At 69.0% G+C, this 14,286-nt stretch carries 15 protein-coding genes; 10 read left to right on the forward strand and 5 right to left on the reverse strand.

The genetic code is table 11. The features are described from left to right. The first annotated feature begins 4 nt into the window (after positions 1–4). Both ACIBI9_RS13300 and ACIBI9_RS13305 read left to right on the forward strand, forming a co-directional pair. Positions 5–310, forward strand: coding sequence for a DUF1905 domain-containing protein (locus tag ACIBI9_RS13300; RefSeq protein WP_397222242.1), 306 nt, complete (start codon positions 5–7; stop codon positions 308–310). A gap of 242 nt (positions 311–552) precedes the next feature. Beyond that, positions 553–1,410: a pentapeptide repeat-containing protein gene (locus ACIBI9_RS13305; protein WP_397222243.1), complete on the forward strand. Its 858-nt coding sequence runs from the start codon at positions 553–555 to the stop codon at positions 1,408–1,410. Positions 1,411–1,440: 30 nt separating this feature from the next. On the opposite strand, the gene ACIBI9_RS13310 is transcribed toward ACIBI9_RS13305, so the two are convergent. Together ACIBI9_RS13310 and ACIBI9_RS13315 are read right to left on the reverse strand one after the other, a co-directional pair. Then, positions 1,441–2,103, reverse strand: coding sequence for an MOSC domain-containing protein (locus ACIBI9_RS13310; RefSeq protein WP_397222244.1), 663 nt, complete (start codon positions 2,101–2,103; stop codon positions 1,441–1,443). 211 nt (positions 2,104–2,314) lie between these two features. Then, positions 2,315–2,755: a metallopeptidase family protein gene (locus tag ACIBI9_RS13315; protein ID WP_185070974.1), complete on the reverse strand. Its 441-nt coding sequence runs from the start codon at positions 2,753–2,755 to the stop codon at positions 2,315–2,317. A gap of 518 nt (positions 2,756–3,273) precedes the next feature. Here ACIBI9_RS13315 and ACIBI9_RS13320 point away from each other — a divergent pair. Genes ACIBI9_RS13320 through ACIBI9_RS13340 form a run of 5 tightly spaced genes read left to right on the forward strand, consistent with a single transcriptional unit; the run spans position 3,274 to position 7,287 of the window. Next, positions 3,274–3,642 carry a DUF3499 domain-containing protein gene (locus ACIBI9_RS13320; RefSeq protein ID WP_185070975.1) on the forward strand — a complete coding sequence of 123 codons (369 nt, stop codon included), beginning with the start codon at positions 3,274–3,276 and terminating at the stop codon, positions 3,640–3,642. A 43-nt stretch (positions 3,643–3,685) separates the two neighbouring features. Further along, positions 3,686–5,035, forward strand: coding sequence for a phosphomannomutase/phosphoglucomutase (locus ACIBI9_RS13325; protein ID WP_397222245.1), 1,350 nt, complete (start codon positions 3,686–3,688; stop codon positions 5,033–5,035). Further along, positions 5,032–5,199, forward strand: coding sequence for a Trm112 family protein (locus ACIBI9_RS13330; protein WP_080042874.1), 168 nt, complete (start codon positions 5,032–5,034; stop codon positions 5,197–5,199). Before ACIBI9_RS13325 ends, ACIBI9_RS13330 begins: the two co-directional genes overlap by 4 nt. Continuing rightward, on the forward strand, positions 5,196–6,302 hold the full coding sequence (locus ACIBI9_RS13335; protein WP_397222246.1) for an SIS domain-containing protein: 1,107 nt from the start codon (positions 5,196–5,198) through the stop codon (positions 6,300–6,302). The genes ACIBI9_RS13330 and ACIBI9_RS13335 overlap by 4 nt, the downstream gene beginning before the upstream one ends. 52 nt (positions 6,303–6,354) lie before the next feature. Next, the gene (locus ACIBI9_RS13340) at positions 6,355–7,287 is read left to right on the forward strand and encodes a cation diffusion facilitator family transporter (RefSeq protein ID WP_397222247.1); all 933 of its coding nucleotides are present in this window, start codon (positions 6,355–6,357) and stop codon (positions 7,285–7,287) included. A gap of 3 nt (positions 7,288–7,290) precedes the next feature. Here the strand turns inward: ACIBI9_RS13340 and ACIBI9_RS13345 are convergent, their stop codons facing one another. Further along, entirely contained in the window at positions 7,291–8,997 is a 1,707-nt protein-coding gene (locus tag ACIBI9_RS13345) for a phosphatidylglycerol lysyltransferase domain-containing protein (protein ID WP_397222248.1), read from the reverse strand. Between the two features lie 77 nt (positions 8,998–9,074). Between ACIBI9_RS13345 and ACIBI9_RS13350 the strand changes: the two genes are divergently transcribed. Then, a complete protein-coding gene (locus ACIBI9_RS13350; RefSeq protein ID WP_397222249.1) occupies positions 9,075–10,142 on the forward strand; it encodes an alpha/beta hydrolase in 1,068 nt (355 codons plus the stop codon). A 6-nt stretch (positions 10,143–10,148) separates the two neighbouring features. Here ACIBI9_RS13350 and ACIBI9_RS13355 read toward each other — a convergent pair whose 3' ends face one another. Then, the gene (locus ACIBI9_RS13355; protein WP_397222250.1) at positions 10,149–10,487 is read right to left on the reverse strand and encodes a MerR family DNA-binding transcriptional regulator; all 339 of its coding nucleotides are present in this window, start codon (positions 10,485–10,487) and stop codon (positions 10,149–10,151) included. Positions 10,488–10,589: 102 nt separating this feature from the next. On the opposite strand from ACIBI9_RS13355, the gene ahcY reads away from it, so the two are divergent. Both ahcY and ACIBI9_RS13365 read left to right on the forward strand, forming a co-directional pair. Then, positions 10,590–12,017 (forward strand): adenosylhomocysteinase, encoded by a 1,428-nt coding sequence (gene ahcY / locus ACIBI9_RS13360; RefSeq protein WP_397222251.1) that lies wholly within the window; start codon positions 10,590–10,592, stop codon positions 12,015–12,017. 192 nt (positions 12,018–12,209) lie between these two features. Beyond that, entirely contained in the window at positions 12,210–13,445 is a 1,236-nt protein-coding gene (locus ACIBI9_RS13365; RefSeq protein ID WP_397222252.1) for an adenosylhomocysteinase, read from the forward strand. A gap of 269 nt (positions 13,446–13,714) precedes the next feature. Here ACIBI9_RS13365 and ACIBI9_RS13370 read toward each other — a convergent pair whose 3' ends face one another. Then, on the reverse strand, positions 13,715–14,149 hold the full coding sequence (locus ACIBI9_RS13370; RefSeq protein WP_397222596.1) for a transposase: 435 nt from the start codon (positions 14,147–14,149) through the stop codon (positions 13,715–13,717). Positions 14,150–14,286: the final 137 nt, after the last annotated feature.

The raw sequence follows: 14,286 nt of genomic DNA on the forward strand, positions 1-14,286 counted from the left end.
TGCGATGAGTGGTGTCACGCGAGCGCATGACGTGGTCCAGGAGCTCGACAAGGAGTTCACCGCGACGCTGGTGAAGAGCCCGAACAGGGGTGGGTGGACGTACGTCGTGATGCCCGGGTCCGCCGAGTTCTTCGGCACTCGGGGGCTCGTGAAGATTCGGGGGACCATCGACGGTCACCCGTTCCGGAGCTCGTTCATGGCCCTGGGGGATGGCACGCACAAGCTGCCCGTGAAGAACGACGTACGGGAGCTGATCGGGAAGGGGCCGGGGGACAGCGTCACCATTCACCTGCTGGAACGGATCAAGTAACGGGCTGTAGGGAGCGCGAGTGTCTGTCGCCCTCCTTCGAGTCTTTGCGGTCCGGAGGACGGCAACCAGGCCAGGCCGCCCCTTGTCTCAATCCTGAAAGGGAGAGATCGCGGCGCGTGATGTCGACCTCCGTCACGCGGCTCCGACCGTTCGGGGAAGATGGCGGCTATGACCGTTCTGGGGTTCGGTGAGGGTCCTGCGTTAGCGAGTGACTTCGGAGTGGTGCCGTCATGCTTCGAGGCGTGAAGCGGCGCGCTGTCCTGACGACTCTGATCGGGATCGTGGTGGGTGCCCTGGTCGTCGCATGCGTCTTCTTTCTGCCCGCCTGGATTGTCCGGCATGACCTTGGGGACGCAGCGTCAGGGTTCTCGGCCGGCGAGCGGCTCAAAGCCGTCAACGACGTGCGGGTGACCTTGCTGCAGGCGTTGGCTGCGCTGGTGGCGCTGGGGAGTGTTGCGCTGGGCGCCATGATGACGCTGCGCCAGATTCGGGTGAGCAGGGAGGGACAGTTCATCGATCTGTTCACCAAGGCCATCGAGCAGCTGGCGAGCGATCACGTCGGAACGCGGATGGGCGGTGTCTACGCGATGGAGCAGATCGCGTATGCCGCGCCGCACTATCGCGGTCACGCCGCCGCCCTGCTGGCCTCGTTCGTCCGGTTGCACGCGCCCTGGCCGCCCAGCCGCCCGATGCAGGAGGTCGACCTTGAACGGAAGCGCTATCACGGAGGGTTGCGCGACGATATCGGTGCGGCGATGGCGGTGCTCAGCCGGCGAACGATGGTTCTTCCGGGCGACAGCATCGAACTGGAGAAGATCGACCTACGGGCGGCCGACTTGGCCGGGCAGGACCTGAGCCGATTCTGCTTCGCCGGCTCCAACCTCGAAGGCGCGATCCTGACCGGATGCAACCTCACGGAGACCACCTTCGCCGGCGCCATCCTGCGGAACGCGGACCTGACTGGTTCGAGCCTTTCTGGAGCGGATCTCAGCGATGCCGATCTCACAGGAGCTGTCGGCATCAATTCGGGTCGGGTGGAGCCGACTCCGGCTGACGGTCGTGGCGTGGCTGGAGGGCCGTCCATAGAGCGGGACTCATGAAATCAATGGGAGCGCACCGGAAACGCAGAGTCAGTCCGAGATTCTCTGTGTGGAGCGCCTGCGGATCACTTCTTGCTCCTCCGGCGGCAGTGCCTCGGCGACCAGCAGTCGCGGCAGTAGTTCCGGCTCCAGGGTCATCGCGCGGAAGACGAGCGCGACGGTCACATCATGATCGGGCCGGTGCACGATCTCGACCGGGTCGCCGGCGTGGATATCACCGGGCTCGATCACGCGCAGATACGCGCCCGGCCGTGCGGCCTGTGTGAATCGCTTGATCCAGCCGTCACGCTCCAGCCAGCCCTGGAAGGTCCCACACGGGATCCGCGCGCACGACACCTCCAGGACAACGTCCGGCCCGATCCGCCAACGCTCACCGATCAGGGCGCCATTGACGTCCAGGCTCAGGGTCGTGAGGTTCTCCCCGAAGACGCCGTTTGTGAGTGGCCTGCCCAACTCGGCCTGCCAGGTGTCGAGATCCTCGCGGGCGTAGGCGTAGACGGCCTGGTGAACGCCGCCGTGATGCTTCACGTCGTACACCCGGTCTCCGGCGAGGCCGACCTCACCGGTGCCCTTCGGGCCTGGGGCTCTCACAGCGACTGGGCCGTCGACGGGCCGCTTGTCGATGCCCGTCGCGCTCAGGCCCTTCCAGGGGTTGGGTCGGGGTCTGCCGATATTGACGGAGAGCAACCTCATAGAGCATGACGGTACGGCCCTCATCCGCGCTCTCGCGACTCATTTCTCCTGGGCCCTTGGGAATCAAGCGCCCGTGCCCTGGTCTGCGCCGGCCAAAGATCATCCATGGTGGAAAACGGCCAGGGCCGGGGAGCGCGAGGGGCCGGGAGGCCTCTCGCCGATCCGCGCGAAGCGCCTCGCCTGGCGGAGGTCCATGCAGTTCCCCCGGGGCTCAGCGGCGGTCGTCGTAGCCGGGGTCGACGGTTTCGGGGGAGAGGCCCAGGAGGGTGGCCACTTGTTCCACCACCGTGTCGTGGACCATGGCGCCCAGGGTGTCCCGGTCTCTGGCCCGTGCTTCCAGCGGGCGGCGGTAGACCACGATCGACGCTGGGTTCTGGCCGGTTGCGGCGTCGGCGCGGCCGAAGGGGATCGGGTCGGTGCCCAGGCTTGGGCCGTCGCCGAGCTCGCTCAGCGGAGGGACCTCCTCCACCGCGAACTCCACCGCCGACAGCTGTCGCTCCCAGCGGGGGCGGAGGCGGTCGACCGCGTCCAGGACGAGGTCGTCGAAGCGCTCGCTCCGGGACTTGGCCATGGGCACGTGGGAGGGAGCGAGCGGGCCGCGCAGGCCGCGACCGTGGCGATCGCGCCGTCTGGGACCGCGCTTCTGTGTCACGCAAGCAAGTGTACGGGGATGGCCTGTCAATTCTGAGGAATGGTGTCACGTCTCCGCGCCTCTGGGTGATGAGGTTCTGGGTGGTTGCCGGCACCGCGAGAGGTTCGGGGAGTCGGTCCGTGGTGTCGGTTCTGCGGGGGCAGGGGTGGGGTTCCACGGAGATGCGGGGGTCGGCTGGGCGGAGGCCGGGTGGGGTGCTGGGGCGTTGCCCGTGTCCCTGGGGTCCGGGTGGGTGCCGGGCGTCGTCCGTGTTCCGGTGTCCGGGCGATCTGGGGTGGGGTGGGCGATCTCTGGGGAGTTGGTACGGCGTTGCCGCTCCCCACCACGCGTTGATCCCCTTAGGCTCTGTGGAAGCGTCACCGTTCACCACCTCTGCGTGATCCCCCAAGGTCCGGAGGGCCGGTGTCTTCGGGGCATGTGGGTGGAAAGGCTGCGACAAGTGTCCGAATTGTGGCGACACGCTCGTTAAGAGCCCTCAGATAGTGGCGCCTCGCACACTTACCAGATACGGTCCCTCCGTGAGCCCCGTCCGCCGCTGTTCCCGCACCGCCTGCAGTCAGCCTGCCGTCTTCACGCTCACGTACGTATACGCCGACTCGACCGCTGTTCTCGGCCCCCTGGCGACGTACGCGGAGCCACACTGTTACGACCTGTGCGCCGAACATGCCGAGCGGCTGACCGCTCCCCGAGGCTGGGAGGTGGTACGGCTGCCGACGGACGGCGCCTCCCCGAGTTCCGACGACCTCGAGGCGCTGGCCAACGCGGTCAGGGAGGCCGCGCGGCCCACGCCCCCCGGCGGCGGTGAGCCGGTCGGTCAGGGCGTGGAGGTCGGTCGCAGGGGGCACCTGCGCGTTCTGAGGTCGGCTCAGCAGCACCGCGACCGGTAGGCTCGATTACGCTGGAGAATCGACCCAAGGGCGGAGCTGGAGAGTGGGCGACCTCGCCAAGATCTTCAAAGCGTACGACGTTCGCGGAGTGGTGCCCGACGAGCTCGACGAGCCGACCGCCGAGGCCGTTGGGGCTGCCTTCGTCGAAGTGACAGGGGCCGAGTCGATCGTGGTCGCGCACGACATGCGCGAGTCCTCGGGTCCGCTGTCCGACGCGTTCGTCAGGGGTGCCCGTTCGCGTGGCGCGGACGTGGTGCACGCCGGGCTGGGGTCCACCGATCTGCTCTACTACGCCAGCGGCAGCCTGGGGCTGCCCGGGGTGATGTTCACCGCCAGCCACAACCCCGCCCGCTACAACGGCATGAAGATGTGCCGGGCCGGCGCCGTGCCGATCGGCGGCGACACGGGGCTCGTCGACATCCGTGACAGGGCCGCTGAGCTGGTGGGCGTCACGGCCACGCCCACCGGGTCGGTGATCGAGAAGGACCTGCTGCAGGGCTACGCCGACCACCTGCGCACGCTCGTCGACCTGTCGCGCATCAGGCCGCTCAAGGTGATCGTCGACGCGGGCAACGGCATGGGCGGGCACACCGTCCCCGCCGTGTTCGAGGGCCTGCCGATCGAGCTGACGCCGCTCTACTTCGAGCTGGACGGCAACTTCCCCAACCACGAGGCCAATCCGATCGAGCCGCAGAACCTCGTCGATCTCCAGCGGGCCGTGGTGGAGGGCGGGGCGGACATCGGCCTCGCGTTCGACGGCGACGCCGACCGGTGCTGGGTGATCGACGAGCAGGGGCGGTCGGTCTCGCCGTCGGCCGTCACGGCGCTGGTCGCGACGCGAGAGCTGGCCAAATACCCCGGGTCGACGATCATCCACAATCTGATCACGTCCCTGGCCGTTCCCGAGATCGTGCGCGAGCAGGGCGGGGTGCCCGTGCGCACGCGCGTCGGCCACTCGTTCATCAAGGCCGAGATGGCCCGCACGGGAGCCGTCTTCGGCGGCGAGCACTCGGCCCACTACTACTTCCGCGACTTCTGGTTCGCCGACTCCGGGATGCTGGCGGCGCTGCACGTGCTGGCCGCGCTGGGCGAGCAGGAGCGCCCGCTGTCGGAGGTGGTGGAGGTCTACTCGCGCTACCACGCCTCCGGCGAGATCAACAGCGCCGTGGCCGACCAGGGCGACGCGTTGCGGCGGGTGCGGGAGGCGTTCGCGGCACGGGGAGAGTTCGACGAGCTCGACGGGCTGACCGTGACCGGGTCGGGCTGGTGGTTCAATCTGCGGGCGTCCAACACCGAGCCGCTGCTCAGGCTGAACGCCGAGGCGGCCGACGAGAGCACAATGAGGGCGATCAAGGACGAGGTCCTCGCCATCGTGGGAAGGGTGTCAGAGTGAAGATCGACGACTGGCTGCTGGAGATCCTGGCCTGCCCGGCGTGCAAGGCTCCCTTGCGCGCCGAGAACGAGGCCGAGGAGCTGGTCTGCACGGGCTGCGGCCTGATCTATCCGGTACGGGATGACATCCCCGTCCTGCTCGTCGACGAGGCCAGGAAGCCGTGACCTGGGAGCCGGAGCGGCTCGACGACCAGCGTCACCTCAGCGAGGCGGATCCCGGCGGGATGCTGCCGGCGGTCGCCTCCTCGGCGGCGCACGTACGCACCGGCTATCGCACCGCGGTCGAGACCCGCGTCGACCGCCTGGCCGGCCACGGGCGGCCGCGCGCCATCGTGGTCGCGGGCATGGGCGGCTCGGGCATCGTCGGCGACATCCTGGCGGCGATCGTCGGCAACGGCGCGCCCCTGCCGATCGTCACGCTGCGCTCCTACCAGCTCCCCGGCTGGGTGGGCGCCACCGACCTGGTCGTGGCCGTGTCCGGCTCCGGCGACGCCGAGGAGACGGTGTCCGTCGCCACCCAGGCCGTGCGGCGCGGATGCACGCTGCTCGGCGTGGGCGCCCCCGGCTCCCCACTGGAGGCCGTCGCCACCCAGGCCTCGGCGATCTACGTGCCGGTGCCGGTCACCGGCCAGTCCAGGTCGAGTCTCTGGCTGCTGGCCGCCCCGGTCATCGTGGCCGCCGCCGCGCTGCGGCTCGTCCAGGCCGACGCCGACCTGTTCGAACGGGTGGCCAAGACGCTGGAGGACATGGCACACAGGTGCCGGCCGTCCAGCGAGTCGTTCATCAACCCCGGCAAGTCGCTCGCCATGGATCTGGCCGAGAGCGTGCCGATGATCTGGGGGTCGTCGCCTGTCGCGTCGGTGGCGGCGTACCGGCTGGCCTGCCAGCTCAACACCAACGCGAAATACCCCGCCGTCCACGGTGAGCTGCCCGAGGCCGGCCACAACCAGGTCGAGGTCTTCGACGGGCCGCTGGCCGAGCGTGACATCTTCGCCGACACCGCCGGGCGCACGCTCAGGCTCGTCGTGCTGCGCGACATCGAGGAGCATCCCCAGGTGACGCGGCGGCGCGAGACGTCGGTACGGCTGGCGCGAGAGCGCGACGTCCCGGTGACGGAGCTGTCGGCGGAGGGCGTGCACCCGCTGGAACGGATGGCCACGCTGATCGCGCTCGGCGACTACGCGAGCACGTATCTGGCGCTGGGATACGCCATCGATCCGACCCCTGTGTCAGCGATCACGGAGCTGAAGGCCAGAATTTCGCAATAGGATCCCCTTTCAGGCCTTTGTAGTACGTGATCTTTATGAGTGGAGAAGACCGGTGAGCGCGAGCGGCGGTACTAAAGCGATCATTGCGGCCTTGACCGCGAACCTGGCAATCGCCGCGTCCAAATTCGTGGCCGCGTTCTTCACCGGGTCGTCCTCGATGCTGGCGGAGGGCATTCACTCGGTCGCCGACTCGGGCAACCAGGTGCTGCTGCTGGTGGGCGGCAAGCGGGCGGCCAGGGCCAGCACGAAGGAACATCCGTTCGGCTACGGCCGCGAACGCTACTTCTACGCCTTCGTGGTGGCCGTCGTGCTGTTCACGATCGGCGCGGCGTTCTCGATTTACGAGGGCATCCACAAGCTCTCGGATCCGGAGCCCGTGGACGCGCCGATCTGGGCGTTCGCGGTGCTGATCTTCGCGATCATCGCCGAGAGTTTCTCGTTCCGCACGGCCATCAAGGAGTCGAACGCGGTACGCGGCAAGCAGTCGTGGGTCGCGTTCGTCCGCCGGTCCAAGTCGCCCGAGCTGCCGGTCATCCTCCTGGAGGACCTGGGCGCGCTGCTCGGTCTGATCTTCGCGCTGTTCGGCGTGACGATGGCGGTCGTCACCGACGACGGCACCTGGGACGGCATCGGCACCCTGATGATCGGCGTGCTGCTGGCCGTGATCGCGGTGGTGCTGGCCATGGAGACCAAGTCGCTGCTGGTCGGCGAGGGCGCCACCCCCGAGATGGAGGCCCAGATCCGGTCCGCGCTGGAGGGCTCGCCCGAGGTGGCCAGGGTCATCCACATGCGCACGCTGCACCTGGGCCCCGAGGAGCTGCTGGTGGCGGCCAAGATCGCGGTGGAGTACAACGAGACGGCGGCCGAGGTCGCCAAGGGCATCGACGAGGCCGAGCGCCGCATCCGCGAGGCCGTGCCGATCGCCCGCGTGATCTACCTGGAGCCCGACCTCGACCGCCTCCGAAGCAGCACCTCCGCCTCCTGAGGTTCACGACGTGAGCTGGGCCGGGCGCAGGTGCGGGAGGCGCAGCCGGGGCCTGCCGGGCCGGCCCAGGTTGATGAACGCCTCGGCCTGCAACGCCGAGACACCGATGCGGGGCAGGTCGCGGGCGTTCGGATAGACCACGAAGCGGGGCTCCCAGATCGGCCGGAACTTGGCGTTGAAGCGATACAGCGACTCGATCTGGAACCAGTGCGACAGGAAGATCAGCATCCCCCGCCAGGCCCGCAGCACCGGTCCGGCCCCGAGGCGCTCCCCGCGGGCCAGGACCGCGCGGAACATGGCGAAGTTCAGTGAGACCTGCGTGATGCCCAGGGCGGGCGCCGCCTGGAGGGTCTTGACGATCAGGAACTCGTTCAGCCCCGGATCGGCGCCGCGGTCGCGCCGCATCAGGTCGAGCGAGATGCCGCGCGGCCCCCACGGCACGAAGTGCAGCACGGCCCTGAGCTCGCCGTCCTTGTGGGCGGTGGCCACCAGGCACTGGGAGTCGGCCGGGTCGCCGAAGCGGCCGAGCGCCATGGAGTAGCCGCGCTCGGTCTCGGTGCCGCGCCAGGAGTCGGCCGCCTGCTGGATGCGTTCCCGATCGTGGGCGGTCAGGTCGGCGGTGCGGCGCACGCGGCACGTGTAGCCGTTCCGCTCGGTCCTGTTGACCATCTGGCGGACGTTGCGCATGGCGCGGCCCTCCAGCGTGAAGTCGGCGACCTCGACGATGGCCTCGTCGCCGATCTCCAGCGCGGACATCCTGGCCTCGCGCGTCCACACCTCGCCGCCGGTCTCGCCGCAGCCGATGACGGCGGGCACCCAGGCGTGCCGCCTGGCCTCGTTCATGAACGCCTTGATCGCCGCCGGCCAGGCCTCGCGGTCGCCGATCGGGTCGCCGCTGGCCAGCATGACCCCGGACACGACGCGATAGGCGATGGCCGCCTTCCCCGAGGGGGAGAACAGCACGCTCTTGTCCCGCCGCAGCGCGAAGTAGCCGAGAGAGTCGCGTTCGCCGTGCTGGGCGAGCAGCGCGCGCAGGCGCCGCTCGTCGTCCTCGGTGAGCTCGGCGGCCGGGCGTTCGGGACGCAGCGCCAGGTAGAGCGTGGAGACGGCGGTGAGCGTGCCGAGCGCGACCAGGGAGAAGTAGACCAGGTCGGAGACCCGCTCGACGGTGAACGTGACCGGGCCCTCGATCCCGAACAGGCCGAGGAGGACGTGTTCGAGGCGGTCGAGCACGCTGGGACGGCCCACGATCACGTGGGGGCGGGCGCTGACGATCAGGTAGCCGAGGCCCACATCGATGGCGCCGAGCACGAGCAGGTTCCCCAGGGCGCGCCAGCGCGAGCGCGGGTCGGGCAGCGCGGAGAACTCACCTCTGCCCCACACGAGCAGGGCCAGCAGGGCCAGGCTGATCACGGCCGAGGCCGGGCGCAGATGGACGAAGCTCACGGCGGCGCTCACCGGAAGCAGCACCACGACCGCGCGCCAGGCCCGTACCTTCCCGCGGCGCAGCGCGTGCGCGAGCATGATCAGCATGATGCCGACGACCAGGGAGGAGGCTCTGGCGACGGTCGTGACGATGCCGGGCAGGATGTCAGTCCACTCGCCCATGCGGCTGTGCTCGAAACGGGGGAACACAGCCTTGCTGATGTCCAGCAGGCCGACCACCAACGACGCGTAGGCGGCGACGGCGCGAATCCAGGAGCGCTTCACACTCTGAGATTGAAGACCCGGCCGGGTAATCTCCATGTTAACTCCCTGCTTACGGCCCTCCCTGTATCCCATGCCTCATGGGACTGAACTCAATCGGCCTGCTGGCCACCTTCTCGGTGCTGGCGGTGGCGGCGTTGGCGACGACGGTGTGGCAGTGGCCGCGGCTGAGCGCGGCGCGCTGGAGCGCGGTGCTGGGCCGGGTGGGCGCGCTGGCCGTCTGCCAGGCGTTCACGCTGGCCGCCCTGGGGCTGGCGGTGAACCAGTACTTCGCCTTCTACAGCTCCTGGAGCGATCTGCTGGGCACCGACACGGCGACGGCGCCGATCACGGTCGCCGCCTCGGGGCTGCAGGTGCTGAGCACCCGCTCGGTGCCGGGCGGGCGGATCGAAGAGGTGATCATGCCGGGGCCGTCCACGCGCCTGAGTGAGGAGGCGTACGTGTTCCTGCCGACGGCGTACCTGAAGCACACCACGGAGCGCTTCCCCGCGATCCTCGCGCTCACCGGCTATCCGGGTGACCCGCGCAACCTCATGACCCGGCTCGACCTGCCGGGCCGGATGGCGAAGGCGATCGCCCAGCACCAGGTCAAGCCCACGGTCCTGGTCATGATGCGGCCCAGCGTGGTGCTGCCGCGCGACACCGAGTGCGTGGATGTGCCGAACGGGCCGCAGGTCCAGGCGTACTTCGCGAACGACGTCAAACATGACATGACCACTCACTACCGGGTGGCGGAGGGCCGGGACTCGTGGGGCATCCTGGGCGGTTCGACCGGCGGCTACTGCGCGCTCAAGATCGTCATGAGCCATCCCGAACAGTTCTCGGCGGCGGTCTCGCAGTCGGGCTACTTCAAGACGATCGTCGACGGCACGACCGGCGACCTGTTCCACGGGGACAAGTCGGTCGAACAGCGCAACGATCTCATGTGGCGGCTGGCCAACCTGCCCGCGCCTCCTGTCAACGTGCTTGTCACCAGCAGCAGGAAGGGCGAGAGCGACTATCCGGCGACCATGAGGTTCCTGAGCGCGGTGAAGCCGCCGATGCGGGCGTCCTCGCTGATCCTGCCCAGCGGCGGGCACAACTTCAACACCTGGAACCGTGAGCTCCCTCAGGCCCTCCCGTGGCTGGCCCAGCAACTCGCCGCCTGAACGGGGTCAGCGGCCCGAGGGGCGAAGGAGGCGCAGCGCCTTCTCCTTCTCGAAGTCGAGGGCCCGGCGCGGCACCTGGATCCGCCCGATCCGTATCCCGAGGTCGCGGACGGCCGCCGCCACCGTGGGCTCGCTGAGCACCCGCAGCGCGAACGCCAGCTCCGCGGGCGAGACGTCGAACTGTTTCTCCAGCTCCACCCCCTGCGCCACCGCCGCCAGCTCCTCGGGCCCGAACCGCCGGTGTGCCCCCTGCTCCCGCACGGGCGGCAGCAGACCGAGTGCCTCCCGGTATCGGAGCATTCGAGGGGACATGCCGAGCCGCTTCGCGGCCTCCGTGATACGCATTCTTACATTCTTACGTCAGTTTCGGCCGCCCCGAGATGCGCACCCCTCGAAAGGCCGCCTAAACTCGTCGGGACAACCATCAGTGACGCGAGGGGAAACCCGATGGACTTCAAGGTCGCAGACCTTTCACTTGCCGACTTCGGCCGCAAGGAGATCCGGCTCGCCGAGCACGAGATGCCCGGCCTCATGGCGATTCGCAAAGAGTACGCGGCCTCCCAGCCCCTTCGCGGCGCGAAGATCATGGGCTCCCTGCACATGACGATCCAGACGGCCGTCCTCATCGAGACGCTCGTCGAGCTCGGCGCCGAAGTCCGCTGGGTCAGCTGCAACATCTTCTCCACGCAGGACCACGCCGCCGCCGCGGTGGTCGTCGGCCCCAACGGCACGACGGACGACCCGCAGGGCGTGCCGGTGTTCGCCTGGAAGGGCGAGACGCTGGAGGAATACTGGTGGTGCACCGAGCAGGCCCTTACCTGGCCCGGCGGCGACGCCCCCAACATGATCCTCGACGACGGCGGTGACGCCACGCTGCTGGTGCACAAGGGCGCCGAGTACGAGAAGGCGGGCGCCGTGCCGGCCGCCACCGCCGACGACCCGGAGGAGTGGCACGTCATCATCGACCTGCTCACCCGCACGGTCGGCGACGACAAGAGGTGGACCAGGATCGCCGAGAGCATCAAGGGCGTCACCGAGGAGACCACGACCGGCGTGCACCGTCTCTACGAGATGCACAAGAACGGCCAGCTCCTCTTCCCGGCCATCAACGTCAACGACTCGGTCACCAAGTCCAAGTTCGACAACAAGTACGGCTGCCGCCACTCCGTCATCGACGGCCTCAACCGCGCCACCGACGTGCTCATCGGCGGCAAGGTGGCCGTGGTGTGCGGCTACGGCGACGTCGGCAAGGGCTGCGCCGACGCGCTGCGCGGCCAGGGCGCCCGCGTCATCGTCACCGAGATCGACCCGATCTGCGCGCTCCAGGCGGCCATGGACGGCTTCCAGGTGACGACGCTGGACGAGGTCGTCGGCATCGCCGACATCTTCGTGACCGCCACCGGCAACTTCAACATCATCACCGCCGACCACATGGCGAGGATGAAGCACCAGGCGATCGTCTCCAACATCGGCCACTTCGACAACGAGATCGACATGGCCGGCCTCGCCAAGCTGCCCGGCATCGTCAGGAACAACATCAAGCCGCAGGTCGACGAGTGGGTCTTCGAGGACGGCCACTCGATCATCGTCCTCGCCGAGGGCCGCCTGATGAACCTCGGCTGCGCCACCGGCCACCCGAGCTTCGTCATGTCCAACTCGTTCACCAACCAGGTGATCGCGCAGATCGAGCTGTTCGCGAAGACGGCCGAATACCCGATCGGGGTCTACACGCTGCCCAAGCACCTGGACGAGAAGGTCGCCCGCCTCCATCTCGACGCCCTGGGCGTCAAGCTCACCGAGCTCACCAAGGAGCAGGCCTCCTACATCGGCGTCCACGTCGAGGGCCCCTACAAGTCCGACCACTACCGGTACTAGATCTGCTTCTTGAGCTCCGGGAGGGGGTTTCCCGCCTCCCGGAGCTTTCCGCTTCCTGTTTTTACGGCCGAGCACGGTGGGCCGCACGCGCCGACGTCAGTGGCCGTCCGTCATGGCCGGTCGTGAAGGCTCACGGGTCGCTCGCCGTGACGACGCGTATTCTCGGCCGTCTTCTTCGCTCAAAGGGCTGGCATGGATCTCTGGGAAAGTGGCGAGCGGCAGATCTCCTGGGCCGCTCGTTCGATGCCGGTGTTGACCGCGATCGGAGAGCGGTTCGGCATCGAACGGCCGCTGGACGGGCTGAAGATCGCCGCCTGCCTGCACGTCACCGCCGAGACGGCCGTCCTGATGGGGGCCCTGAAGGCGGGCGGGGCCGAGATCGCGCTCGCCGCGTCCAACCCCCTGTCCACGCAGGACGACGTGGCCGAGGCGCTGCGTGCCTACGGGATCGCCGTGCACGCGCGGGCCGGCGTCGATCGGGCCACCTACTACCGGCACATCCACCAGGCGCTCGACCTCGAGCCCGACCTCGTGCTCGACGACGGGTGCGACCTGGTGAACATTCTCCACACCGAACGTACCGACCTGCTCGAACACGTCACGGGCGGGTGCGAGGAGACCACCACCGGGATCATCCGGCTGCGGCAGATGGCCGCCGAGGGCGCGTTGAGATTCCCCGTCGTGGCGGTGAACGACACCCGTACCAAGCGCATGTTCGACAACCGTTACGGCACCGGGCAGTCCACCCTGGACGGCATCATGCGCGCCACCAACGCGATGCTGGCCGGGCGCACGGTGGTCGTGGCCGGGTTCGGGTTCTGCGGGCGGGGCGTGGCCGAGCGGGCCAAGGGGTTCGGCGCGCGGGTGATCGTGACCGAGATCGACGCCGTGAAGGCGCTCGACGCGACCCTCCAGGGGTACGAGGTCCGGCCCATGGCGCAGGCGGCGATGGTCGGCGACCTCTTCGTCACCGTGACCGGCAACCGCGACGTGATCAGGGCCGAGCACCTGTCGGTCATGAAGGACGGCGCGATCCTGGCCAACGCCGGGCACTTCGACGTGGAGATCGACGTGCGGGCGCTGGACGAGCTGGCCACCGAGGTGCACCGCGGGGTGCGGCCCAACACCGACGAGTACCTGATGCCCGACGGCCGGCGGCTGCTGCTGCTCGCCGAGGGGCGGCTGGTCAACCTCACCGCCGCCGAAGGGCATCCCGCGGCGGTCATGGACATGTCGTTCTCCGCGCAGGCCCTGGCCGTGGCGTGGCTGGTGGGCGAGCGTTCCCGCCTCGATCCCGGCGTCTACGACGTTCCGGAGGAGATCGACCACGAGGTCGCCAAGCTGAAGCTGGCCGCGGCGGGGATCGGCATCGACGAGCTCACAGCTGAGCAGGAGGAATACCTGCACTCCTGGAGGGTCGGCTCCTAGTACTCCAGTGACATTTCGCGATCATGGTTCGGATCTGCGCTGGTAGTGGCAGTCGCCGGGTGGCTGGGCGGCGGCGATGGCTGCCGGCGGGGCCGGGGCGGTAGCGGTGCCAGTGCCGATCGGACACTCGCGTCGCGACCTCGGCCGCGCTCACCAGGGCGCCATCGAGTTCGACCCGCCGGTTGCCCGCGATCGCCAGCACGTACCCATCCCGCGCGCCTCCAGGGCGACGCGCAGACGCGGATCTTGCCCGTAGACCTCATCCCCGCTCACCGGCACCCCGCCTCGATCGCGGCCAGGAGCATCTGGATGGCCAGGGCGGGCGTGGTGGCGAAGCCCGTCTCGTCCGGGACACCGGCGCCATGGCAGCGGCCGAGGTCGGCCAGCCAGGTGTGCTCGGGCAGGTAAAGCCGCCGGTCCAGCAGTGCTCGGCCGCGCGTGGTGGCGTAGCGGAGGAACACGCCGATCTGGCTGTCTTCGCGGACGGCGTGTGGACGGCGTCGGCGTCCCGGCGGGCGGTGCGCAGCAGCCGCCGCAGCGTCTGCGGCCCGGTCAGGCCGGCGTGTTCGGCCAGGTTCCAGCAGTTCTTGCGGTCGATGTCGGCCAGCAGCCCGCGCACGTAAGCGCCGGCGGCGCGACGTGGCTCGATGCGGCCGAACCGACCGGCGATCCCGGCCATCAGGTCGTTGAAGATGACCATCCAGCCGTCAGGGTCTATGCGGTGGCTCGCGGCCACCGCACGATCTTTCGTTGTCCTTACAAACACCGAATGATCACGCGGTGGCCGTCGCCATGTAACCCCAACACCTCAAGCCCACCCACGGCGACCTGGAGGCCGCGG

This window comes from Nonomuraea sp. NPDC050451, from assembly GCF_044458585.1.

Excerpts from the sequence above, each read along its gene's own strand:
- ACIBI9_RS13300 (WP_397222242.1), top strand. The coding sequence starts at position 5 with ATGAGTGGTGTCACGCGAGCGCATGACGTGGTCCAGGAGCTCGACAAG.
- ACIBI9_RS13310 (WP_397222244.1), bottom strand. The coding sequence starts at position 2,103 with ATGAGGTTGCTCTCCGTCAATATCGGCAGACCCCGACCCAACCCCTGG.
- ACIBI9_RS13350 (WP_397222249.1), top strand. The coding sequence starts at position 9,075 with ATGGGACTGAACTCAATCGGCCTGCTGGCCACCTTCTCGGTGCTGGCG.
- ACIBI9_RS13355 (WP_397222250.1), bottom strand. The coding sequence starts at position 10,487 with ATGCGTATCACGGAGGCCGCGAAGCGGCTCGGCATGTCCCCTCGAATG.
- ahcY (WP_397222251.1), top strand. The coding sequence starts at position 10,590 with ATGGACTTCAAGGTCGCAGACCTTTCACTTGCCGACTTCGGCCGCAAG.
- ACIBI9_RS13365 (WP_397222252.1), top strand. The coding sequence starts at position 12,210 with ATGGATCTCTGGGAAAGTGGCGAGCGGCAGATCTCCTGGGCCGCTCGT.